At 71.6% G+C, this 23,027-nt stretch carries 20 protein-coding genes; 10 read left to right on the top strand and 10 right to left on the bottom strand.

Features of this window, described 5'->3' with window-relative positions:
- Positions 1–45 precede the first annotated feature (45 nt).
- The 3 genes from ACIPV2_RS03755 to mtrA are packed head-to-tail and all read right to left on the bottom strand — an operon-like array spanning position 46 to position 4,174.
- Positions 46–1,764: an LpqB family beta-propeller domain-containing protein gene (locus tag ACIPV2_RS03755; RefSeq protein ID WP_400838648.1), complete on the bottom strand. Its 1,719-nt coding sequence runs from the start codon at positions 1,762–1,764 to the stop codon at positions 46–48.
- The gene (mtrB, locus tag ACIPV2_RS03750; protein WP_400838647.1) at positions 1,761–3,479 is read right to left on the bottom strand and encodes an MtrAB system histidine kinase MtrB; all 1,719 of its coding nucleotides are present in this window, start codon (positions 3,477–3,479) and stop codon (positions 1,761–1,763) included. Before mtrB ends, ACIPV2_RS03755 begins: the two co-directional genes overlap by 4 nt.
- Before the next feature lie 14 nt (positions 3,480–3,493).
- Positions 3,494–4,174, bottom strand: coding sequence for an MtrAB system response regulator MtrA (gene mtrA, locus ACIPV2_RS03745; protein WP_071641497.1), 681 nt, complete (start codon positions 4,172–4,174; stop codon positions 3,494–3,496).
- A 217-nt stretch (positions 4,175–4,391) separates the two neighbouring features.
- On the opposite strand from mtrA, the gene ACIPV2_RS03740 reads away from it, so the two are divergent.
- The 8 genes from ACIPV2_RS03740 (at position 4,392) to ACIPV2_RS03705 (ending at position 12,886) form a co-directional block, all read left to right on the top strand.
- Complete coding sequence (locus tag ACIPV2_RS03740; protein WP_400838645.1) at positions 4,392–5,786, top strand: hypothetical protein; 1,395 nt, start codon at positions 4,392–4,394, stop codon at positions 5,784–5,786.
- Positions 5,783–6,445 carry a DUF4129 domain-containing protein gene (locus tag ACIPV2_RS03735; RefSeq protein WP_400838643.1) on the top strand — a complete coding sequence of 221 codons (663 nt, stop codon included), beginning with the start codon at positions 5,783–5,785 and terminating at the stop codon, positions 6,443–6,445. Before ACIPV2_RS03740 ends, ACIPV2_RS03735 begins: the two co-directional genes overlap by 4 nt.
- A complete protein-coding gene (locus ACIPV2_RS03730; RefSeq protein WP_400838641.1) occupies positions 6,442–7,674 on the top strand; it encodes a DUF4350 domain-containing protein in 1,233 nt (410 codons plus the stop codon). The genes ACIPV2_RS03735 and ACIPV2_RS03730 overlap by 4 nt, the downstream gene beginning before the upstream one ends.
- Positions 7,675–7,730: 56 nt before the next feature.
- Positions 7,731–8,654, top strand: coding sequence for an AAA family ATPase (locus ACIPV2_RS03725; protein ID WP_400839908.1), 924 nt, complete (start codon positions 7,731–7,733; stop codon positions 8,652–8,654).
- A 1-nt stretch (position 8,655) separates the two neighbouring features.
- Entirely contained in the window at positions 8,656–9,963 is a 1,308-nt protein-coding gene (locus tag ACIPV2_RS03720; RefSeq protein ID WP_400838639.1) for a DUF58 domain-containing protein, read from the top strand.
- Between the two features lie 53 nt (positions 9,964–10,016).
- Positions 10,017–10,454 carry a Fur family transcriptional regulator gene (locus tag ACIPV2_RS03715; RefSeq protein ID WP_400838637.1) on the top strand — a complete coding sequence of 146 codons (438 nt, stop codon included), beginning with the start codon at positions 10,017–10,019 and terminating at the stop codon, positions 10,452–10,454.
- Entirely contained in the window at positions 10,447–11,943 is a 1,497-nt protein-coding gene (locus tag ACIPV2_RS03710; RefSeq protein WP_400838635.1) for a catalase, read from the top strand. Before ACIPV2_RS03715 ends, ACIPV2_RS03710 begins: the two co-directional genes overlap by 8 nt.
- A 136-nt stretch (positions 11,944–12,079) precedes the next feature.
- Positions 12,080–12,886 carry an aquaporin gene (locus tag ACIPV2_RS03705; RefSeq protein ID WP_400838633.1) on the top strand — a complete coding sequence of 269 codons (807 nt, stop codon included), beginning with the start codon at positions 12,080–12,082 and terminating at the stop codon, positions 12,884–12,886.
- Here ACIPV2_RS03705 and ACIPV2_RS03700 read toward each other — a convergent pair.
- Positions 12,873–13,862, bottom strand: a complete 990-nt coding sequence (locus tag ACIPV2_RS03700) for a stage II sporulation protein M (protein WP_400839906.1) — start codon at positions 13,860–13,862, stop codon at positions 12,873–12,875. The two genes, ACIPV2_RS03705 and ACIPV2_RS03700, sit on opposite strands and share 14 nt — an antisense overlap.
- 16 nt (positions 13,863–13,878) lie before the next feature.
- Here ACIPV2_RS03700 and ACIPV2_RS03695 point away from each other — a divergent pair, with 16 nt between their 5' ends.
- The gene (locus ACIPV2_RS03695; RefSeq protein WP_400838631.1) at positions 13,879–14,688 is read left to right on the top strand and encodes an RDD family protein; all 810 of its coding nucleotides are present in this window, start codon (positions 13,879–13,881) and stop codon (positions 14,686–14,688) included.
- Between the two features lie 14 nt (positions 14,689–14,702).
- Here ACIPV2_RS03695 and ACIPV2_RS03690 read toward each other — a convergent pair whose 3' ends face one another.
- From ACIPV2_RS03690 to ACIPV2_RS03675, 4 genes are all read right to left on the bottom strand, one after another.
- Positions 14,703–15,914, bottom strand: a complete 1,212-nt coding sequence (locus ACIPV2_RS03690; RefSeq protein ID WP_400838629.1) for an ABC transporter permease — start codon at positions 15,912–15,914, stop codon at positions 14,703–14,705.
- A complete protein-coding gene (locus tag ACIPV2_RS03685; protein WP_400838627.1) occupies positions 15,911–16,711 on the bottom strand; it encodes an ABC transporter ATP-binding protein in 801 nt (266 codons plus the stop codon). Before ACIPV2_RS03685 ends, ACIPV2_RS03690 begins: the two co-directional genes overlap by 4 nt.
- Positions 16,708–17,637 carry a biotin/lipoyl-binding protein gene (locus ACIPV2_RS03680; protein ID WP_400838625.1) on the bottom strand — a complete coding sequence of 310 codons (930 nt, stop codon included), beginning with the start codon at positions 17,635–17,637 and terminating at the stop codon, positions 16,708–16,710. The genes ACIPV2_RS03685 and ACIPV2_RS03680 overlap by 4 nt, the downstream gene beginning before the upstream one ends.
- A 123-nt stretch (positions 17,638–17,760) precedes the next feature.
- Complete coding sequence (locus ACIPV2_RS03675) at positions 17,761–17,973, bottom strand: DUF3499 family protein (RefSeq protein WP_400839904.1); 213 nt, start codon at positions 17,971–17,973, stop codon at positions 17,761–17,763.
- Between the two features lie 115 nt (positions 17,974–18,088).
- Between ACIPV2_RS03675 and ACIPV2_RS03670 the strand changes: the two genes are divergently transcribed.
- Complete coding sequence (locus ACIPV2_RS03670) at positions 18,089–18,517, top strand: hypothetical protein (protein WP_400838623.1); 429 nt, start codon at positions 18,089–18,091, stop codon at positions 18,515–18,517.
- A 45-nt stretch (positions 18,518–18,562) separates the two neighbouring features.
- On the opposite strand, the gene ACIPV2_RS03665 is transcribed toward ACIPV2_RS03670, so the two are convergent.
- Positions 18,563–19,933: a DUF5719 family protein gene (locus ACIPV2_RS03665; protein WP_400838621.1), complete on the bottom strand. Its 1,371-nt coding sequence runs from the start codon at positions 19,931–19,933 to the stop codon at positions 18,563–18,565.
- Positions 19,930–22,980, bottom strand: a complete 3,051-nt coding sequence (locus ACIPV2_RS03660; protein WP_400838619.1) for a glycosyl transferase — start codon at positions 22,978–22,980, stop codon at positions 19,930–19,932. The genes ACIPV2_RS03665 and ACIPV2_RS03660 overlap by 4 nt, the downstream gene beginning before the upstream one ends.
- Between the last annotated feature and the right edge of the window lie 47 nt (positions 22,981–23,027).

Here is a 23,027-nt window from a genome sequence, read left to right as displayed (position 1 = left end):
CCTCCTGGGGAGAACTCGCAGCACGGGCATCCGGTGCAGGACGAATCAGTATCCGGCTCTGGTGCCGAGCACCCGCACGTCTGCGATCGCCTCCTGCCAGAACGAGCCGCGCTGGGCGTACACCGACTCATCGGTCGACAGCACCCGCACCCCGGTGACGGTCTTCGCTCCCGAGAGTGCGGTCGCCCCCGTCGGGGCCGACGACACCGCAGACGGGCCGCCGATCATGTGCGTCGTCAGCGTCGGGTCGGGGGTGGCGCTGAGCACCGCCACCGCATCCGCCCCGACCCACGACAGTCCCTGCACGGCTCCGGAGAGCTGCGCGACATCGTAGTAGGGGGTGCCGAGGCTGATCGGACGCTGCTCCTGGTCGCGGATGACGGACGCGACGACAAGCCGGCGCTCTCCCCCCGAGGTGACGATCGCGGCGACGCGCGCGCCGTCCGCCGACACCCGCAGCTGGCTGATGGCATCCGCCGACGGCCAGGCGTCGGCGACCGTCGAGGGCTCGGCCTGCGCGGTCGAGACCTGCACCGCGGCGGGGCTCGAGGCCGGGACGGTCCAGATCAGCCCGAAGGGGTCCAGTGACGGCGTGATCAGCCCCGCGCGGCCGTCCACCTGGTTCGTGTGACCGTCGCGCACCGCGAACACGTGCCCGTCGCGCAGCTGCACCGAGGCCAGCTGCGCGTCGGACGAGACGTCGACGGCGGCGATCGGATCGGCGATCTTCGCGATCTGCGCGGTGAGCCCGCCGACCGGGGCGATCTCGCCGCCGGATGTGGCGACGCCGAACATCTCGTCGCCGAGCACCAGCACGCCGGGGTCGATGATCGGGTCCTGGACGGTGATGCGGCCGGCGTCGAGTGGAACTCCGTCGACGAGCAGGCGCACCTCGGTCACCCCCGACCCCTCGAGGCTCGCCTCGAGCTGCGTGCGCATCCTGGCCAGGTCCGTCGGCGAGGCGGACAGCGCCGCACGGCTCACGGGCACCGAGGCGACCTGCGACGCGTCGACCGTCACCGCGTCGCCGACCATCTCGACGTCGGAGGAGAACGGCCGCACGGCAGGGGCGAGCCATTCGCTCGGCTCGCCGGAGATCAGCGCCCGCACCACCGTCGTCGCCATCGCGGCCCGACGCGGGAACCAGCGCACATCGGGCACGAGGTGGGTCCAGGTGGGGTCGAAGTACTGCAGCGAGAACTTCTCATAGACCTGCCCGAAGGTCTCGATGTCGAGGGTGACGCCATCGGGCGCCTCGGAGATCCGCCACTCGCCGCCCTCCTCGCGCACGAGCCGATAGGTGGCGTTCGCGGCGCCCGTGTCGGCGTTGTACCCGCCGGTGCCGTCGACGCTCGCGACCTGCGCGAGCGTCACGCCGACCTCCGCCGACGTCGCCTCCTCATCATCCGATTCGACCGTCGAGTCGTAGTCGCGATCATCGACCGACTTGTCGATCGTGACGCCCGCGTCGGGCTTCCACGCGCTCTGGAAGTCGTCGGTGAGGAACTTGCGTGCGGTCTTCCACGAATCCGCCGGCGACATCGACGCGTCGAGGAAGCCCTCGACGATCCGTGCCGGTCCGGCGCCGGGCTCCGGATCGTCGGCGATGAACGAGAACGGGGGCTCCTCGATCTCCTCCCCCACCGCGAGTCCGGCATTGGGCGGCCCCGACGTGGGGAGCCCAGTGCACCCGACCAGCACGACTGCCGAGGCGAGAGCGGCGGCGATCGCCGACAGGAGACGGATGCCGGTGCGCGAGGTCATGATCTCTGCCGTCCCTTCTCGCCGGAGTCGCCCGCGTCGGAAGCCTCGGCGTCCGGAAGGTCGCGCACGCCGCGCAGGGTGATCGGCTCGGTGACGTCGACCACATCGACCAGGCCTTCTGCCGGCTCCAGCGGCACGGGGCCGCGGCCGACCTCGACGTTCGGGCTACGGGGAATCGTCAGCACGAAGTTGGTGCCGACCCCGAGCTCCGACCACACCTCCAGGGTGCCGCGGTGCAGCCGGGCGTCGCCGAGCGCGATCGAGAGCCCGAGGCCCGTCCCGCCGATCGTGCGCCGGCGTGACGGGTCCGCCCGCCAGAACCTGTCGAACACGTGCTCGGCGTCCTCGGGGCGCATGCCGAGTCCGAAGTCGCGCACGCCGATGGCCACCGCGCGCTGATCGCTGTCGACGGTGATCACGATCGGCTCGCCCTCGCCGTGCTCGATCGCGTTGCCGATGAGGTTGCGCAGCACCCGGCGCACGCGGCGCGGGTCCATGTCGACGGGCGAATAGCCGCCCGGCGCCACCAGCCGCAGCTCGGTGTCGTGGGTGGCCGCGAGCGGCCGCATCTGATCGACCATCTCCTCCGCGAGCTGGGCGAGGCTCGTCGCCTCGACCTCGAGCTGCACTGAACCGGCGTCGTACCGGCTGATCTCGAGCAGATCCGCGAGCAGCGTCTCGAAGCGCTGCACCTGGGTGTGCAGCAGCTCTGCGGTGCGGGCGGTGACCGGATCGAAGTCGTCTCTGGTGTCGTTGATCATCTCGGCGGCCAGCCGGATGGTGGTCAGCGGCGTGCGCAGCTCGTGCGAGACGTCCGACACGAAGCGCTGCTGCACGAGCGAGAGCTCGGCCAGCTCCTTGATCTGACTCTGGATGCTGTCCGCCATCGCGTTGAACGAGCGTCCGAGGCTGGCGAGCTCGTCTTCGCCGTAGACGGGCAGGCGCACCTCGAGGTCGCCCGCGGCGAGTCGCTCACTGGTCTCGGCCGCCTCGATGATCGGCGCCGAGACCGAGCGCAGCACCAGCCACAGGATGCCGGTGATGAGCGCGACGAGAGTGATCCCCGCGAACCAGAGCGTGCGCTGCACGAAGAGCAGCGTCTCGTCGGCGTCCGCCAGGTCGTAGGCGATGTACACCTCGTACGTGCCGACACCGCGGAACTCGAGAAGCTGGCCGACGACGATGCCGGCGGCGACGGTGCCGTCCGCCTGCGGCAGGGCGATCGACTGCCAGGCCTGGCGCGTCGTCACCTGCTTCACGCGGGTGCGCAGCTCTGTGCTGAGCGACATCTGCCCCGACGAGTACTCCAGGCTGCGGAAGCCGGTCGGCGTGTAGCCGTCGCCCTGAGCGGCGGAGATGAAGCCGACGATGCGGCTCGACGACGCCGTGCGGCCCAGCACGCGCTGCGCTTCGCCCCACACCGCGGCGATCGTCGCGCGGTCGTCGCCGGTCTGCCCCGAGTCGAGCTGCTTCTGGGCGGCCGAGACGGCTGCTCGGGCGTTGTGCAGCGCCTCGTCCTTGCGCGATTCGAAGAGGTCGCCGCGGATCACCAGGGCGATGACCACGCAGATGATGAAGATGGCGAGCGAGGTGAGCAGCAGGGTGATCGCCGTGGCACGGAAGCGCATCGAGGTGCGCCACAGCCCGGCGAAGATGTCGGGCCATCTGCGAGGCCCGCCCCAGAGCGCTGCGGTGACGCGCGTCGGAGGATTCACGGCCACGATCGGACCTAGCCGACGCTGCCGGCGCGGTAGCCCACGCCGCGCACGGTGGTGACGATGCGCGGGTTGTCCGGGTCGAGCTCGACCTTTGCGCGCAGCCGCTGCACGTGCACGTTCACCAGGCGCGTGTCGGCCTTGTAGTGATAGCCCCAGACCTGCTCGAGCAGCATCTCGCGCGAGAAGACCTGCTGCGGCTTGGATGCCAGGGCGACGAGCAGCTGGAACTCGAGCGGCGTCAGCGCGATGGGGGCCGTTCCGCGGCGCACCTCGTGCGCGTCGACGTCGATCGTCAGATCGCCGACCCGCAGCACCTCGGTCTCGGTCTGCGGTGCGGGCCGCAGACGGGTCCGGATGCGCGCCACGAGCTCCTTCGGGTTGAACGGCTTGACGATGTAGTCGTCGGCGCCGACCTCGAGGCCGCGCACGACGTCTGCTGTGTCGCTGCGGGCGGTGAGCATGATCACCGGCACACCGGACTCGGCACGAATGCGCGTGCAGATCTCGATGCCGTCCATGCCCGGGAGCATCAGGTCGAGAAGCACCAGGTCGGGCCGGCTCGAGCGCCACTCGTCGACCGCCTGTGCGCCGTCGGCGCAGAACAGCGCCTCGAAGCCCTCGGTGCGAAGCACGATGCCGATCATCTCGGCGAGCGCCGTGTCGTCGTCGACCACGAGGATACGAGAGGTCATGTTCCGCTCAGCCTCAGCTTTCTTCCCTGTGCGGCACCGGCAGCGCCCCTGTGAGGCGACTCGGATCAGCCTACTTGAGAATGCTTCGCGCGCGCGGAGGCGGGCGCACGCGCCGACCGGTCGGTGTGCCACGATGGGAGGGCACAGGGAGGGAGTGCGAATGAGCGGTCAGACCTGGACCCCCGCACCGAAGAAGAGTGCGATTCCATTGCACCCGATGACGTTCGGGATGATCCTGGGGCGATCGTTCAGCGCTCTGCGACACAACCCCAAGGTGCTGTTCGGCTTCGCCGTGGCCGTGCAGTTCGGCATCACCGCGATCGTCGTCGTGGTGATCGCGCTCGTCGCCGGCTTCTCGGCCGCGCGCATCGCGAGCGTGCCGGCCGGCTCCCCGGATCAGGGCCCCATCGTCGCCGGCACCGTGGCGCTCAGCATCGTGCTCGGTGTCGTGCTGACCCTCGCGAGCGTCGCCTTCACCTCGATCGTGCAGGGTCTGGTCGCCGCCGACGTGTCGTACGCCGCGCTCGGGCGCAAGGCCCCGCTGCGCTCGCTGTGGTCCCGCGTGCGCCCGGCGTTCTGGCGACTGTTCGGCTACGCGCTGCTGCAGGGTCTCGCCGTCCTGCTCTGGATGCTCGCGATCGGCGGTGCCGCGATCGCGATCATGGCCGGCAGCGACTTCTCGACGAGCTCGATCGGCCTCGCGGTCGGTCTGGTGGTGCTGCTCGCCGTGACCAGCATCCCGCTGGTGGTGTGGCTGAGCACGAAGCTGCTCGTGGTGCCCGCCGCCCTGGTGCTGGAGAAGGCGACGCTCGGCGCGGCCCTCGTGCGCTCCTGGCGTCTGATCCGCGGCCGCTTCTGGCCCGCGCTCGGGGTGATGTTCCTCATCGGCGCGATCATGGGACTCGCCGCGCAGGTGGTCAGCGTGCCGGGCTCGATCCTCTCGGGAGTGATCGGCGGCGTGATGGCGCCGACCGGGTCAACCGATGAAAGCGAGGTGATCGGCTTCCTCGCGCTGACGATCCTTCCGCAGATCCTCGTCCTCGCCGTGCAGGCGATCACGCTCGTCGTGCAGGGCACCGGTGCGACCCTCATCTACCTCGACAGCCGGATGCGGTACGAAGGGCTCGACCAGACGCTGATCCGCTTCGTCGAGCGCAGCGCGCACGGCGCGTCCGACGCAGAGCTCGAGGATCCCTACGCAGTCGATCCGGCACGCGCGGTGTCCAAGACTCCCCCGCCCAAGCCGCAGCCCGCGGTATATGCCGGCTACGCGCCAAGCGGCTCTGCGGGTCAGCCCTATCAGGGTCAGCCATATCCGGGTCAGCCCTACCCTGCCCAGCCCTACGCTGGCCAGCCCTATGCCGGTCAGTCCTACCCTGGCCAGGCGTATGCCGGTCAGCCAAACGCGGGCCAGCCATATGCGGGTCAGCCGCAGCCCGGCCCGGGTCAGGCGCCGCTGCCGCCGTACGCCGGTCAGCCCTATCAGCCGCAGCCCGGCCCGGGTCAGCCGCCGCTGCCGCCGTACGCCGCTCGATCCCAGCCGCTGGCAGCCCCGGTCCCACCCGCGGCGTCCTCGTCCGAGGATTGGGCGGCGCCGGGCGGAGCCGGATGATCGCACTGCTGTCCGCCGCAGACGTGTTCGTCCCCGACGGCGACGAGGCGCGTCAGCGCGCGCAGGAGGAGCTGTCGAAGGCGGAGTATCAGGCGGCGAAGCCCACCTGGTTCGATCAGCTGGCCGCCGATGTCGCCGACTGGTTCTTCGGCCTCTTCGAGGGCGACGGCACGGGCGCCGTCGCCCCTCTGGCCCTGACGATGATCACGATCGCCGTGGTCGCCGCGGTGGTCGTCGCGCTCATCATGTGGGGCAGGCCCCGTTCGTCGCGGGCCGTGCGCGGTCGCACCGACCTGCTCGGCGAGAAGGACGACCGCACGGCAGCTCAGCTGCGCGCCGACGCCGAGCGCCGAGCGCGTGACGAGGACTGGGACGGCGCTGTCGTGCTGCGCTTCCGGGCGCTCGCCCGCGGGCTGCTCGAGCGCGATCTCATCGATCCCGCCCCCGGCGCGACTGCTCAGGGCATCGCCCGCGAGGCCGCCCCCGCTCTCCCGCAGCTCACGGAGCCGCTGCACGAAGCCGCCACGCTGTTCGACGCGGTGCGCTACCTGGGCGCCTCGGCGAGCGCCGCCGACTACCGCGCGCTCGCGACCACCGACGACCGCATCCAGGCGACCACACCGCGTCTGAGCGCTGACACCGCGGCGGTGCGCGCATGAGCACCAGCCTCTCCAGCACCTCCCTCTCCGGCACCACCGCGTCCAGCACCTCCCTCTCGTCCGACACTCTCGGCAGCACCGCCGCCGCACGACGACCGGGCCGCCGCCGGAACGTGCTCGGCTGGCTGCTCGTCGTCGTGATGCTGGTCGGCATCGCGCTGCTCTCCCTGCGCCTGGTGACCACGGCCCCCTCGCTCGAGGGCGTGCTCAATCCGGAGTCGCCGGCGCCGGGCGGCGCGAAAGCGCTCGCCGAGCTGGTGCGCGAGCAGGGCACCGAGGTCGAGGTCGTGCGCAGCCGTGCGGCTGCTGTCGCCGCCCTCGAGCCGGGCAGTGCGCTCGTGCTGACCGACCCCGTGGCGCTCACCGACGACACCGTGCTCGATCTGCTCGACGAGGCGGATCGGGTCGTGCTGCTCAGCACGAGCGCCCGCATGCTCGAGCTGCTCGAGCTCGGCAGCGGCGCAGGTGACCTCGGCGCTGTCGAGGCGAGCTGCGATCACGCCGAGTTCGCCGAGACGGGTTCGGTCGAGGCCGAGCGGATGTTCGACCCGGCCGACGGCGTGGACGGCTGCTTCCGCGGCGCGGACGGCAGCGCTGCCCTGCTGATCGCCGACCGGGACGGGACGAAGGTCTCGTTCATCGAGGCGACCCGCATGCTCTCCAATCGCCATCTCGCCGATGACGGCAACGCAGCCCTCGGGCTCGCCCTGCTCGCGCAGACCGACCACGTCGTCTGGTACATCGGATCGCTCGGCGACGGCGATCGGGTCGCCGATGCTCCCGCGACCCTCGGCGAGCTCACTCCGGCATGGCTGACGCCGGCCATCCTCCTCCTGTTCATCGCCGGCATCGCCGCGATCTGGTGGCGCGGAGCGCGCTTCGGTCCCCTGGTCGCGGAGTCGCTGCCCGTCACGGTGCGCGCGTCCGAGACCATGCACGGCCGTGCCCGCCTGACGGCGAAGGCCGCGGATGCTTCCCATGCCGCCGCGGCGATCCGGGCGGGTACCCGTGCCAGGCTCGCGCGCCGTCTCGCCCTCAGCCCGCGTGCGACGGCCGTTGAGGTCGCGGATGCGGCATCCGACCGCCTCGGCGTGCCGCGCGGATCCCTGCACGACCTGCTCGGCGGTGCTCCGCCCGCTGACGACCGTGAGCTCATCGAGCTCGCCAGACGACTCGCCGAACTCGAGACGGCGGTCGAGGCCGCCCATACCGAAAGGAACCGCCCGTGAGCGACGAGAGCACCACCCCCACCGCGACACTGGACGACGACGCGCTGCGTCAGGCCATGCATCGCGTGCGCACCGAGGTCGACAAGGCCGTGGTCGGTCAGGCCGGCACGGTCACCGGTCTGCTCGTGGCTCTGCTGGCGCGCGGTCACGTGCTGCTCGAGGGCGTGCCGGGCGTCGCGAAGACGCTCGTGGTGCGCAGCTTCGCGCGCGCCGTCGGACTCGACACCAAGCGGGTGCAGTTCACCCCCGACCTCATGCCTGGCGACGTGACGGGTTCACTCGTGTACGACGCCCGCACCGGCGAGTTCGAGTTCCGCGCAGGTCCCGTGTTCACCAACATCCTGCTCGCCGATGAGATCAACCGGACTCCCCCGAAGACGCAGGCCGCCCTGCTCGAGGCGATGGAGGAGCGTCAGGTGTCGGCCGACGGCCTGAGCCGCCCGCTTCCCGATCCGTTCCTCGTCGCCGCGACGCAGAACCCGGTCGAGCACGAGGGCACCTACACGCTGCCGGAGGCGCAGCTCGACCGGTTCCTGATGAAGCTCGTGGTCGGGATGCCCGAGCGCGACGCCGAGGTCTCGGTGCTGCGCCTGCACGCCAGCGGCTTCTCCCCGCGCCTGCTGACGGGCGTCCAGGCGGCCGTGACCGGCGAGGAGATCCGCGCCGCGCAGGACGCGGCCGCACGCGTGCAGGTGAACGACGACGTGCTCGGCTATGTCGTCGACCTCGCGCGGGCCACCCGGCAGTCGCCCTCCGTCGAGCTGGGTGCGAGCCCGCGTGCGTCGACCGCGCTGCTCGCGGCCGCCAAGGCCTGGGCGTGGCTGAACGCCTCGACGGCTGTGACGCCCGACCACGTGCAGACCATGCTCATGCCGGTGTGGCGTCACCGCCTGCAGCTGCGCCCGGATGCCCAGATGGAGGGCGTCTCGGCCGACGCCGTCCTGCAGTCGGTGGTGCAGCAGACTCGAGTGCCGATCTGACATGTTCGTCACTGCTCTTCTCGCCCCGCTGATCGCGCTGGGCGTCGTGCCGACGGTGCTGCTCGGCGCCGCCGGAGCGCCGCCGTGGGCGGTGTTCGGAGGCTGGATGCTGCTGTGCATCCTGCTCGTGGCGATCGACGTCGTGACGGCCCCGAACCCGCGCTCGCTGATCGTCTCGCGATCCATCCCCGCGCGAGCACGACTGGGCGAGCCGGTGCAGACGAGCGTCGCCGTGCAGAACATCGGCTCCCGCACCCTGCGCGGGCAGCTGCGCGACGCCTGGCAGCCGACGGCCGGGGCTCCCGAGGAGCGGGCCCGGCTCAGCATCCCCGCGGGTGAGCGCCGTCGGACAGAGGTGCCGCTGCTGCCCCGCCGCCGGGGCGAGCTGGTCAGCGAGTTCGTCGTCGTGCGCTCGCGCGGGCCACTGGGGCTCGCCGGACGTCAGGCGCGGCACGACGTGCGAGGAGCCCTGCGGGTGCTGCCGGCGTTCAGCTCGCGGAAGCACCTGCCGTCGCGGCTTGCGCGGCTGCGCGAGCTCGACGGGAACACGTCGATCCAGGTGCGGGGTCAGGGCACCGAGTTCGACTCGCTGCGCGAGTACGTGCGCGGCGACGACATCCGCTCGATCGACTGGCGAGCCACCGCGCGCGCCGGCACCACCATGCTGCGCACCTGGCGCCCCGAGCGCGACCGGCAGGTCGTCATCCTGATCGACACCGGCCGCACCGCCGCCGCACGCGTGGGCGACAGCACCCGGCTCGACGCCTCGCTCGAGGCCGCTCTGCTGCTCTCCGCCCTGGCCGCACGTGCCGGCGATCACATCAACCTCCTCATGTACGACCGGGTCGCCCGCGCGCGGGTGACCGGAGTCGAGGGCGCGGCCCTGCTGCCCGCGCTGACCGACGCGATGGCGCCGGTGCACGCGCGGCTGGTCGACACCGATTGGGCCGGCGCGTTCGCCGCGATCCGCACGCTCACGACACGACCGTCGCTGATCGTCGTGCTCACCGCGCAGGATGCGGCCGAGACCGCCCGCGGGTTCCTCGGGGCGTTCCCGAACGCGTCGCGAGCGACCACCGTGCTCGTGGGCTCGGTGACCGACGACGCCATCGGCGATCTCGCCCGGCGCCGCGATTCGAGAGCGGACGTCTACCTCGCCGCCGCCGCCGAGCAGACCATGGCGGATGCGCAGGTCGTCGCTGACGCGATCCTCCGCGCGGGCGGGGAGGCGATCGCCGCGGACCCCGAGCAGCTGCCGCCGCGCATCGCCGACCGCTACCTCGAGCTGAAGGCAGCCGGACGCCTGTGACACGCTGACCCGATGCATTCGCTTTTCTGAATCGTTCAGAATAAGATGGGGGCATGCCCCTCTCCGACACCGCTGCACAGCAGCGCCTGCGCGACGCCGGACTGCGCGTCACCGTGCAGCGGATCAGGGTGCTCGAGACTCTCGCTGCACGGCCGCACGCCTCGGCGGACGTCGTCTTCACCGGCATCCGCGATGCGCTTCCCGGCATCGCACTCGCCACGGTGCACGGCATCCTGAACGACCTCACCGACGCCGCCATCGTGCAGCGCGTGAACCTGCCCGACGTCGGCAGCGCGCTCTACGAGCTGCGCAGCGATGACAACCATCACCACGTGCAGTGCGTCAGCTGCGGACGCGTCGAAGACGTCGCCTGCGCGATCGGCGCGGCCCCCTGCCTGCACCCCTCCCATGACCACGGCATGAGAATCCTCGAAGCCGCGGTCACCTACCGAGCCCTCTGTCATGAATGCGAAAGGAACGGCAATGGCTGATAAGCCCGCAACCACCACACAGACAGGTACACCGGTCGCGAGCGATGCGCATTCGCTGACCGTCGGCGCCGACGGCGTCACGGCGCTGCACGACCGCTACCTGGTCGAGAAGCTCGCCTCGTTCAACCGCGAGCGCGTGCCCGAGCGCAACCCGCACGCCAAGGGCGGCGGAGCCTTCGGCGAGTTCGAGGTCACCGAGGACGTCTCGGCATACACCCGCGCTGCCGTCTTCCAGCCGGGCGCCAAGAGCGAGACGCTGCTGCGCTTCTCGTCCGTCGCCGGCGAGCAGGGCTCCCCCGACACCTGGCGGGACGTCCGCGGCTTCTCGCTGCGCTTCTACACCCCCGAGGGCAACCTCGACATCGTCGGCAACAACACTCCGACCTTCTTCCTGCGCGACGCGATGAAGTTCCCCGACTTCATCCACTCGCAGAAGCGCCTCGGCGCATCGGGTCTGCGCGACGCCGACATGCAGTGGGACTTCTGGACCCTCTCCCCCGAGTCGGCCCACCAGGTCACCTATGTCATGGGCGACCGCGGCCTCTCGCGCAGCTGGCGTCACCTGAACGGCTACGGCTCGCACACGTACCAGTGGGTGAACGCCCAGGGCGAGCGCTTCTGGGTGAAGTACCACTTCCTCTCCCACCAGGGCGTGGAGCGCATGTCGGCCGGCGAGGCCGAGCGCATCGCCGGTGAGGACGCCGACTACTACCGTCGCGACCTGTACGAGGCGATCGAGCGCGGCGACTTCCCGAAGTGGGACGTGCACGTGCAGATCATGCCGTACGAAGAGGCCAAGACGTACCGCTACAACCCCTTCGACCTCACCAAGACGTGGTCGAAGAAGGACTACCCGCGCATCAAGGTGGGCACGTTCACGCTGAACCGCAACCCGCAGAACTTCTTCGCCGAGATCGAGCAGGCCGCCTTCTCGCCCGGCAACCAGGTTCCGGGCACCGGCATCTCGCCCGACAAGATGCTGATGGCACGCGTGTTCTCGTACAGCGACGCGCAGCGCTACCGCATCGGCGCGAACTTCAACCAGCTGCCGGTGAACCAGCCGCACGCGGCCCAGGTGCGCAACTACATGCACGAGGGTCAGATGCAGTACCACTACGCCCCCGCCGAGCACCGGGTGTACACCCCGAACTCGTACGGCGCCGCAGGCGGCCCCGAGGCCGATCCGCTGCTGGGCGTCGAGGCGAGCTGGGAGTCCGACGGCGAGCTGGTGCGCTCGGCGGCGACGCTGCGCGAGGACGACGGCGACTTCGTCCAGGCGAGCATCCTCTACCGCGAGGTGTTCGACGACGAGGCACGCGAGCGGTTCGTGCACACCCTCGTCGGCCAGTACAACGGGCTGACCGTCCCCGCCATCCAGGAGCGCTTCTTCTGGTACTGGGGCCAGGTCGACCAGGACCTCGAAGCTCAGCTGCGTGCGCTGGCCGGCGCACCCATCGGCGAGCCCGAGCCCATCGGCATCGGCGAGTAATCCGATCCACGCCCACCCGAGGCCCCTTCATCCCCGCGATGGAGGGGCCTCGGCGTGTGCCGGCACGGCGCGCATCCGGATGCGGGATCATCGAAGGACGACCCGGCGCGAGGCCGGCATGATGAGGAGAACCGGCATGACCGAACCCCGCACATCCGTCGCCGCCACCGCCTCCCGCGGCGCCCGGCTCACCGCCGAGGGCTTCGGCTCCTTCCTGATCGTGTTCATCGGCGTGGGGGCGTCGCTGTTCACCGCCACGCTGTACGCCGACCCCGGTGCGGGGTCGGCCGTGAACCTGACCGTCGCGCTGGCGTTCGGCATCGCGCTGCTCGCCGCCTTCAGCTCGTTCGCCGGCATCTCCGGCGGGCACTTCTCCCCCGCGGTGACGATCGGCGCCGCAGCCGCCGGCCGTCTGCCGTGGCGCGACGTGCTGCCCTACGTGCTCGCGCAGGTCGTCGGCGCCGTGATCGCGTCGACCGCGCTGATCGTCGTGGGCCTGTTCGGCCCCGAGCGCTGGCTGGAGCGCGTCCAGGACGCCGGCTTCGCGAGCACCGGCTGGGGCACGCTCTCGCCCGGAGGGTTCGGGATGCCCGCCGTGATGGTCATCGAGGCGATCCTCACCGTCCTGCTCGTGCTGGTCTTCCTCAGCGTGACGCACCCCGAACGCCGCACCGCGGCGGGCGGCGTGGCGATCGGCCTCACCTTCGCCGCCGTCCAGTTCGTCGCCATCCCGGTGGCCGGCGGCGCCGCGAACCCCGCGCGCTCGATCGCCACGGCCATCTACGGCGGGCTCGATCCGCTCGCCCAGCTCTGGGTGTTCCTCATCTTCCCCGCCGTGGCTGCGGCGGCCATCGGGGTCGCCTATCGTGCCCTGTTCGACGGGACCGTGCAGCTCAGCGAGCGCGAGTCCGACGGGGGCGCGTCCCCGCTCAGCCGGCGGTGAGCGTCGGCGTGCCGGCTTCGTACTCGACGAGGTCGCCGCTCTCACCCCGGCGCGCGGCGCGCCGGCCGATGACGAGCATGTAGAAGAGGAACGCGCCCAGAGCCAGCGCTCCGATCCCGATCTTGACCGGCCATGGCAGGTCGGAGCCCGTGACGAAGCCCTCGACCAGGCCGGAGAGGAGCAGCGCGAAGACCAGGCCGATCGCGACCGTGGCGAGCGAGCGACCACCAGCCGCGAGCGATTGCGCCCTGGTCCGTCGTCCGGGGGCAGCCCACGCCCAGAAGATGTGCAGGCCCGCAGCGGCCGCGACGAAGATCGCGGTCAGCTCGAGCAGCCCGTGCGGCAGGATGTGCAGCAGCATCGTGTCGAGGTGCCCGTAGGCCGACATCACCGCAGCCGAGACGCCGAGCCCGAAGGCGTTCTGGACCAGCATCCACACCGGCCAGACACCCGTCACCCCGAAGAGCACGCACTGCATGGCGATCCACGCGTTGTTGAGCCACACCATCCCCGCGAACGACGCCATCGGACCGTAGTAGTCGACGAAGTCCTCCTCGGCGTACTTCCGCAGCACGTCGGGCGGCCCCAGCGTGGCGATCAGCGCCGGGTCGGAGGCGATCCACGCCCCGGTGACCGAGACCACGATCACGAACGCGACCGCGATGATGCCGGTCGTCCAGCGGATCCGGTAGAGCGCGGCGGGCAGCTGCAGCGAGAAGAAGCGTGCGGCCTGCGCGAGCACGTTGTCGCCCGCCCCGGTGAATCTCAGTCGCGCGGCGGCGAGGATCGTCGACAGGTACGCCCCCTGCGGGGAGTCGCCCACCGAGGTCTTCAGCTCGGCGAGGTCAGCGGATGCCGCGCGGTATCGGACGATCAGCTCGTCGACCTCGGCGCCGCTCAGGCGCCGTCTACGGCTCAGCGCATCGAGCCGCTCCCATTCCGGGCGGCGGGCGTCGGCGAGGGCATCGGCATCCACCTGATTTACTGTACTCATGTCCGCCACGATCACCGATGAACAGGAGATCCTCTCCGGCGAGGCCGTCGCGATCGACGTGCAGCCGGTGGGCTTCGTGCTGCGCGCCGCGGGCGCGCTGATCGACATGGCCATCGGATTCGCCCTGTTCCTCGCCGTCACCTTCGTGCAGGTGTGGCTGATGGTCGAGGGGCTGCTGACCGAGCACACCTTCCGCATCCTGATGATCAGCGCCGCGGTGCTGAGCTTCCTCGTGCTGCCAATCACCGTCGAGGTGGCGATGCGCGGGCGCAGCGTCGGCAAGCTCGCGGTCGGCGGCCGGATCGTGCGGATCGACGGCGGCGCCATCACGTTCCGGCACACCTTCATCCGCGCACTCGTCGGAGTGCTGGAGGTGTACATGACCTTCGGCGGCGCCGCGGTCATCACCGGCGCGCTGACCGCGCGCTCCCAGCGCCTCGGGGACCTGGTGGCCGGCACCTACTCCCAGCGCGTGCGCACCCCCGCGCTGCCCTCGCACCAGCCGCACCTGCCGCCGTCGCTGCACGGGTGGGCCACCGTCGCCGATGTGGCGCGGATGCCCGACCGACTGGCCCGGCGCATCTCGCAGTTCCTCGCGAACGTCCAGCGGCTCTCGCCGTCGGCGCGCGCCAGCGTGGCGCACGAGCTCGCGCTCGAGGCGCAGCCGTACATCTCGCCGCTGCCCGCCGTGCCGCCGGAGGAGCTGCTGCTCGGCATCACCGTGCTGCGCAGGGAGCGCGAGCAGCGGGCGCTGGCCCTCGCCGATGAGCGGGCAGAGCGCCTGAGCGGACGGCGCATCGGGCTCTGAGACCGGCCGCCGATTCAGAACCGGATCGCGTCGATCACCTTGACCCGCAGCGCGACGAGCGCGGGAACGAAGCCCGCGATCGCTCCGACGACGACGGCGGCGATCAGACCCGTCAGCGCTGCGCGGATGGGAAACGGCGGCACGTCGACGAGCGAGGGGAACATCGACTCGATGAGCAGCGGCGAGCGGAGCACAGCCACGACGATGGCGATGCCGATGACACCGGCGACGGTCGTGGCCACCAGGCTCTCCAGGAGCACGGTGGTGAAGATCCGCCCCGCCGTCGCGCCGAAGGCGCGTCGGACTCCGATCTCGCGAACCCGCTGCCGCATCGCCACGAGTTGGATGTTCACCAGGCTCAGTGCACCGAGCCCGAGGATCAGCACGGCGATGCCGCTGAGGATGAGCTCGGTCATCGCCTCGCTCTCCTTGAAGCTGGTCGACGCAGCCCAGTCGGACCGGCTCACCGTCACCGAATCACCCTCCGGCATGCCCGCTCTCAGGTCGGCGGCGAGCGATCTGCCCACGTCGGCGACCTCACGCTCGCCGACCCAGATGTCGTAGCGCAGCATGGCATCCTCGGGGAGCTCGTCGACGCGTGAGCTGAACGCGTCGTAGAGCAGATCGATGCGCTTCTCCTGGTCCCACGGTCCCTGACGCGGCCGGACCCCGACCACCTGGTAGGTGCCCCCGGCCGCGCCGGTGAGGGTGAGCGTGGGATGCTGGTCCATCGGCACGCGACCGAGCACATCCCACATCGCCTCCGAGATGATCACCGGCGGGGCGAGCGCCTCGACGTCGTCGACGCCGAATTCGCGACCCGCGAGCAGCTTCTCCCGATGGATGCCCGCGTACGCGGGGTCCATCAGTCGCGCAGCGGTGCCGTGCACGCCGTCTGGCGCCTGCACCGGGAGCATCATGCCCTCCACGAAGCGCGAGACATGGCTGAAGCCGAAGCGCTCGCTGACCTTCTCGAAGCGCTGATGGAAGGCGTCCGCGTCGACGCGACCATCGGCTCCCGCGGGAGCGACGACGAGCGTGGCGACCCGACCCCCGTAGCGGTCGTACTCCTCGGTCTGAGCCTGCACGGTGATGTCCGAGAGCGCGACCACGGCGGTCAGCGCCGCGACCGAGACGGCGATGCCGATCAGGCTCAGCAGCACGCGCAGCTTGTGCACGCGGATCTCCGACCACGCGTCGGAGAGCGCCCCGATGATCGCGCTCACGCCGGCACCTCCGCGCCGGCGACCGCGGGCGCACCGGCTCCGGAGGGCACGCTCGCGCTGAGCCCGGCCTCCGCGCCGTCATCCTGCAGCGTCGAAGCGGCGAAGGCGCGCCGGAGATCGGCGGGAGTGAGGATGCCGCCGTCCAGCCGATAGTGCCTTCGAGCCCTGGCGGCGACGTGCAGATCGTGGGTGATGGTGACGAGCGCGGCGTCGGTCTCTGTCGCGACCTCGTCGAGCAGCGCCATGACGCTCGCACCGGTGTCGATGTCCAGCGCGCCGGTCGGCTCGTCGGCGAGGATCAGCGTGGGTCTGCGCACGAGAGCCCTCGCGATGGCCACGCGCTGCTGCTCACCCCCGGAGAGCCGATCGGCGACCTGCTCGATCCGGTGCCCGAGTCCCACCCGCTCCAGCATCTCGCGGGCGATGCGGTGCCGCCGGCGGAACATCCGGCCCCTGGCGTGGCCGAGGGGCATCATCACGTTCTCGAGGGCGGTGCGGCCCGGCAGGAGGTTGAACTGCTGGAACACGAAGCCCACGTGCTCCCCGCGCATCCGGTCGAGCCGCCCGGTGCGCATACGCCGCACCTCTCTGCCCGCGAACGACACGGTGCCCGTGGTGGGCGCATCCAGCATCCCGAGGATGTTGAGCAGCGTCGACTTCCCCGACCCCGAGCGACCCACGATGGAGACGTGGTCGCCGGCCTCGACCTCCAGGCTCACGCCGCGCAGGATCTCCAGGCGGGTGTCATCGGCAAGCAGGACGCTGCGGGTGACATCCGTCAGCGCGACGAGCGTCACCAGCTCGTCCCCGACTCGCAGATCTCGCCACCGGCGCCGTCGTCGTAGCACTGCTCCTGCACGGGAACGGCGAAACCCGGCACGAACTGACGGACGGAATCGCCCTCGGCGAGGCCGTCGAGCACCTCCACCTGCTCGCCGTCGTTGACCCCGAGCGTCACCTTCCGCTCCTCCGGGTCGGCGCCGTCACCGGCATCCACCCACACCACGCCGGTGCCCGCCCCGCCCTTCACCGCTGTGACGGGGATCATGAGCGCGTCGTCGACCTTGCCCAGCGCGAGCGCCAGCGATGCGGGCAGTCCGGCGAAGACCGTCTGATCGGCAGGCACTGCACAGCGCACGCTCGCCGTCCCGTCTTCGGCGATCTGCACTCGAACGCCGGTGCAGGCGAACGGCGCCGGTCCGCCGGTGATGGTGACGGTCGCCTCGGTCGGCGCGTTCACGAGGCGATAGAGCTGCGCCGGCTTGACCGTCGCGAGGACGTGATGGCGAGCGGGGGTGAGGGTGAGGACCTCCCCGCCGATCGTCGATGCCTGCCCCTTCAGAAGGGCGAGGTCGGAGACCTCCCCCGCCTCGGGCGCGACGAGCTCGACGGTGCGGACGGGGTCGTTCTGCTTGATCGTGACCAGCAGCTGACCCTGCTGCACGACCGCGCCGTCGGCGACGTGCACGGCGGTCACCACCCCGTCGGTCGCGCTGCGCACGACGTACTCCTCGTCGCGCGCGATGCTGCCCTCGAGATCGAGCTCGTTCACGAGGGATCCGCGTGCCACCGCCGTCACCGGCTCTGTGACGCCGGCGGAGGGACCCGCGGGCTCTGCGCTCGCGGTGTCGGGGACGAACGCGATCTTCATGAGCGCCAGTGCGGCAGCGCCGAGCACGACGAGGAAGAGGACAGGGAGGATGACACGACGCCAGACGACCATGGCTGCCTTTCTGGGACAGCCCCTCGCTCCCCCTGAGGCTCAGGCTAGGGCACGGCGTGTCGATCGCGCATCAGCGCGGGCATCCGATTTCCACGACGGCGACGCCGGGCGCCGGGAGCCTCGTCACGAGCGCATCGCCTCGTGACGGATCACCAGCCATCCGGCGGGCACCGAGAGCCGTTCGGCATGCTGAGCGCACAGGTCGTGGGCGTGCGGGTCGCCGCCGGGGCCGAGCGGACCGAGCGCGGCCATCTGATCGCCGTAGTCGAAGGTGAGCGTCGCGACCGCCTCGCGCGCGCAGGCGACCTTCGAGCAGAGCCGTTCGCCGACGGCCAGGTACGAGTCGAGGCGCGGTCCCTGGTCCAGGCGGAGTCTTTCGTCCATCGCCTCCACACTATGACCGGGTCGCGTGAGAGAGGTGCAGCCGCGCGGCAGCGCATAGACTTTCGGCATGCCCCGCCGACGCTCCTCCCCCGCACCGCGGCGCGGCGCACGGCACGGCCGCCACGGCCGACTCGGGCGCAGCGAGGTCGTCCGCCCGCCCCTGCCGCCGCTCGATGGTCGACTCGACCGGTTCGAGATCACGGTGGGCAGCGCCGTCGAGTACCTCCGCGGCAGCTGGGAGGAGCTGCGGGATGTCCGCTTCGAGATCGCCGCAATGCCCGCGCACGACCGCGCCGACGGCATCCCGCTCTGGCGAGCCGATCCCGCCGCGCAGCGGGTGACGCTCTATCGCGTGCCGATCGAGCGGCTGCTGCCGAAGGGGCATGACGACGCGTCGCATCGCCGGATGGCTGTGGAGAGCGCCGTGTTCCATGCGGCCGCGGAGTATGTGGGGCGCGAGCCCTGGGAGCTCGGTCCGGACGGCCGCGACCACTGACCCGCCCCGCATGCCCGGGTGGGCAGGCTGGTCGGCGAGCGCCCGTCAGGGGCGCACGATGATGGGCTGCTGCGTCGCCGGCGGCGCCCACAGCGGCCAGCCCGCGATCGCCGCGTCACCGAGGAGGCCCACGGCGGCGCGGACCGCTCCGTCGGAGCTGAGAAGATGCTCCCCGGGCTGCAGAGCGACCTGCTCCACGCCGTTCGCGCGCAGCTCGACGACCCGCTCGTCGACACCCTCGAGTGTCACCGTGACGGTGCTGTCCTCGGCGTTGCTCAGGTACAGGGTCGCCGACGGGCCGCCCGGAACGCTGAACGGCACGGTGCCGGTCAGCGGCGGGGCGGGCAGCATCCAGGCGAAGTCCTCGCGGCCGTCGGCGCGTGACGTCTGGCGGGCAGCCGCGACGACCGGCGCGGTCGCGTCGATCTCGATGTCGTGGGCGCCCGCACCCATCCCGGTCAGGGAGACCTCGGTGGGGGTGGCCGCGGTGAGTTCGACCGCGTACTCGTCGGAGCCCACGGTGCCGTCGGCTCCGCGCACGCGCACCGTCGCGGTGGCGTCCTCCTGCGGTGCGAGAAGGCGCAGCACGATGCCGGTGGAGTCATCGCCCTCGGAGATGGGCTGCGAGTGCGCGCCGAGCAGACGCAGGCTCCGCTGCGCGCCGCCGAGGCCGTCCTGCACGTCGACGCCGACCGCCTCGAGCGTGCGCACATGCGCCGACTGGAGTGCCGCGCGCACCGGTGCGCCGGCGGCGACGACCTCGATGACCGGACGCGGCTCCGCACCGACGACGGATGCCAGGGTCAGAGTGATCTGCGTCTTCGGCGGCACGATCTTGGTCGTGGTCCTGCGCTGGGCGCCGTAGACGTTGAGCTCGACGGTCGAGGGGACGTCGGCGGGGTTGGACAGCAGGATCACGTCGGAGGATCCCGTCGACCCGTCGCCGCCGACCAGCCAGGAGCGCATCTCGGCCTCCCGGCAGGGGGCGGCCGCGTATCCGCGCAGATCCTCGTCATCGAGAGTCACCGATTCCGACGCGGAGATCAGCGGGGCGGTGCGGCCGGCGACCGCGGCGGTGATGCTCTGAGCACCCTCTCCGCCGAGCACGCCCGGCATCGCCAGCTCGGTCGTGGTCGTCTCGTGGTCGCGGGCGTCGACGCGCAGAGTGGGCGCGGCTGCCGAGACGAGCAGATCCGCCTGGCTCGAGTCACGCCCCAGAGCCCGGAATGCGCCGTTGCAGACGATCGTCGCGTCTCCGGGAACCGGGGTCACGGTCGTCGCAGCCGGCTTGTTCTGCACATCCGGCCAGGGTGCGGCGACGGCCGCCCCGACTCCGAGCACGCACGCGGCGGCGACGGCTGCCCCAGTCGCGATGCGGGCGCCGGTGGCCGCGAGGCGGAGGGTGCGCTGCTTCATCGGCTGTTCTCCTCGACGACGGGATGAGGCGGTGCGGGGACTGCCGAGGGCGGGGTGCCCTGCGCGGGGTCGGAACCCTGTGCCCGGTCGGGAGCCTGTGCCGGGTCGGGACCCTGCACCGGGTCGGGAGCCTGCCCGTGGGCGGGCCCGTGCGCCGGGTCGGGCCTTTGCCCGTCGGCGGATGCCACGGCGATCTCAGACGTGCGCAGGTCGGCGTCATCATGCGGCCGCCGCGACGCGGTCGGCTCGTCGAGGGAACGCCCCACGACGCGGGAGCGGGCGCGAGCCGCTCGACGCGACGCCCGCGTCGGGATCGACAGCAGCAGGGCGGCGAGCACCACGATGAGCTGGCCCAGCCCGATGACGTTGCCGAGGGCGCGCTCTGCGTGCGAGGGCTGCGCGCGCTCTGCGGGCGGAGTCGCCGTCTGCCACAGCCTCCCGTTGGGGGTCTCGCCCGCCTTCACGAAACCGGCGCGCTGGTCGATCGCGGTGATCGCCGCCTCGCTCATGCGGCGAGCCTGATCGCTCTGCGTGGGAAGCGACGAGAGCAGCACGAAGCCGATGCCCCGGTCGGTGAGTGCGGCGGCGGCGTCGAAGTCGCGCGCCGAGAGCAGGTCGACGGCGTCTTCGGCGAGGCCGTCGTCGTGCACATGCGTCGCCGTGGTGAGCATCGTGGTCTGGGCGCTCAGCGTCGCGCTCGGGCCCCAGACCAGCTGGGTGGCGAGGGAGCCGTCGTCGAGCGGGGTCATGACCAGGGTGCCGCTGTCGGCATCGTCTGAGGCGTGCGCCGCGACGAGTGCGGGCAGCGTGCTGGTGGCGCCGTTGCGGATCTGCGCCTCGCCGAGGTTCACGGCCAGCAGCCCTGGCACCGCGCAGACGAGCACGCCGGCGCCGGTGATGAGCGCCGCTGCGGATCGCAGAGCCGGCACCGCCACGACCGTGTCGAGGGTGACCAGAGCCGCCCCGACTGCACCGAGCCATGCGAGGCTCAGTCCGGTGCCGGGCCAGATCGCGACGGCCTCCCCCTGCACGAACGACACCTGGATGCCGACCGCGATCATCGCGGTGATCAGCCCGGTCACGGCGGTCGCCAGCAGCGCGAAGCCGGCCCGCCAGCGGGGCGAGAGCGCCGAGGTCAGCGCGAGGACGGCCAAGGGCACGAGCAGCAGGGCGACGAAGGGCGCGAAGCTGCCGCCGAGCAGCCACTCCCAGCCGCCGACATCGGGAGCCGGGAACCCCTGTGCGATGAGCAGTCGCCCGGCGGCGTCCGAGGCGGCCTGGGCGAGAGGCGCGACAGCACCCGGATCGGCGAGCAGCGCCCACGGGTCGCCGTGCCGCAGCTGCCAGTAGACCAGCGGCGCGAACAGTGCCGCCGCGGGGATCAGCAGCCAGAACACGCGCACAGCGCCGCGCACCCGACCGGCGGCGAGCATCGCCACCACCGACAGAGCCCAGAGGGCGACGAAAGCAGGCGCGAGCGACGGCGCGCAGGCGAGGGATGCCGCGGTGAGCAGAGAGGCTGCTCCGGCTGCACCCCAGGATCGGTGCGCGACCGCCGCGGAGTGGAACAGCCACGGCAGCAGCAGGTGCAGCAGCACCGCGGCCGGTCGACCCTGCACGAGGGCTGCGAGGAACGTGGGGGCCAGGGCCCACAGCACGCCCCCGAGAATCCGGAGCCCCGACCTGTCGGTGACCCTGGTCGCGGCGAACCATCCGCCGAGCACGGCGAGCGGCAGGGCACCCAGCCACAGCAGCACGACCGCGAAGGACGGCGATCCCGGCCAGAGCGTGCCGAGCACCGCCAGCACTGCGGCGAACGGGTCGGCGGGGCCGACGATGCCAGGGCCGAGGTCACGCAGCCCCCACCCGGCGTCGTTCCAGAGGTCGGCGACGCCCTGCTGCATGGGCAGCAGCTCGCCGTCGCCGATGCTGGGCCAGGCCAGCAGAGGGAAGAACGCCGCCACGCCGACGACGAGCGCCGCGAGCACAGCCCACGCGCCGCCGCCGCTGAAGAAGTGCAGCTCGCTGACTGCGCCGCGCTCGCTGCCGTGCCCGTCGTCGAGGCGGTGCCGCAGCTGAGTGCGTGTCACGCGCAGGGGCGCGATACCGGCCCACGACGCCGTGCGGAACGAGCGGATGCCGGCTCGGGAGCGCGCCACCGCGGGCACGGCGAGCATGGATGCCAGTGCCGCACCCCACTCGGGGGCGACCGCCCCCGGCCGCTTGCCGATCAGGTGGGCGATGGAGCGCCAGAGCGCCAACGGCAGCAGGCTCAGCCAGTGCAGTGGCACGGCGAAGGCGGGTGCGTAGGCAAGCCGTCGGTGCAGCTGCGCGCGGCGGCTCACCCAGGCGCGTGCCGCCTCTCGCTGCGGAGTCGCGGCGACGCCGTCGGGCCGCACGCGGACCCGCGCCTTGGGCACGAGCACGATGCGAGCACCGCCGAGTCGGGCGCGCACACCCAGGTCGAGCCCTTCGTCGGCGCCGCCCAGACCCGGGTCGGGCCGCAGCACCGTGGGCGCCGATCCGCGGATGAGCATGCCGCGCACATCTGCACCCAGCGCATCCTCGGCGGAGTCGTGCTGACCCTGGTCGAGTTCGTCGGCTGCGAGTTCGACCGTGCGGCCGAACCGGCTCATGCTGACCCCCATCGAGACGATCTCGCGGTCGTCGTCGTGCCGCACGAGCTTGGGTGCGGCGAGAGCGGCCGACGGCGAGCGCTCGAGCGAACCGGCGAGAAGCTGGAGAGCCCTGCGGCGCGGTCGCGAGTCGTGAGTCAGCATCCACACCGAGCTGCCGCTCGCCACGCGCGGCTGCGCCAGCGCGACGGCCTCGGCGAAAGTGGTGGTCGCGCGTGCCTCGATGATCGCCTCGACGCTGTGCCCGATGCCTTCGATGTCACGCACCTGCGCGCCGCTGCCGAGGACCACCACGGTGACGGCGTCGGGCGGCGTCGTCTGATCGCGGAGGTCTTCGAGGGTCTGGCTGAGCTGTGCTGCTGCGGAGTCGCCGGTGCGTGCGACGACGATGGCGTGTACTCGGGATGGCATGGCAGATTCAGCCTAGACAGGCATACGCGGGGCGCCGGCCATCGGAC

This window comes from Microbacterium sp. NPDC089987, assembly GCF_044748505.1.
In the GTDB taxonomy this organism is placed as follows: Bacteria; Actinomycetota; Actinomycetes; order Actinomycetales; family Microbacteriaceae; genus Microbacterium.
This window is presented reverse-complemented; position numbering and strand designations above follow the sequence as displayed.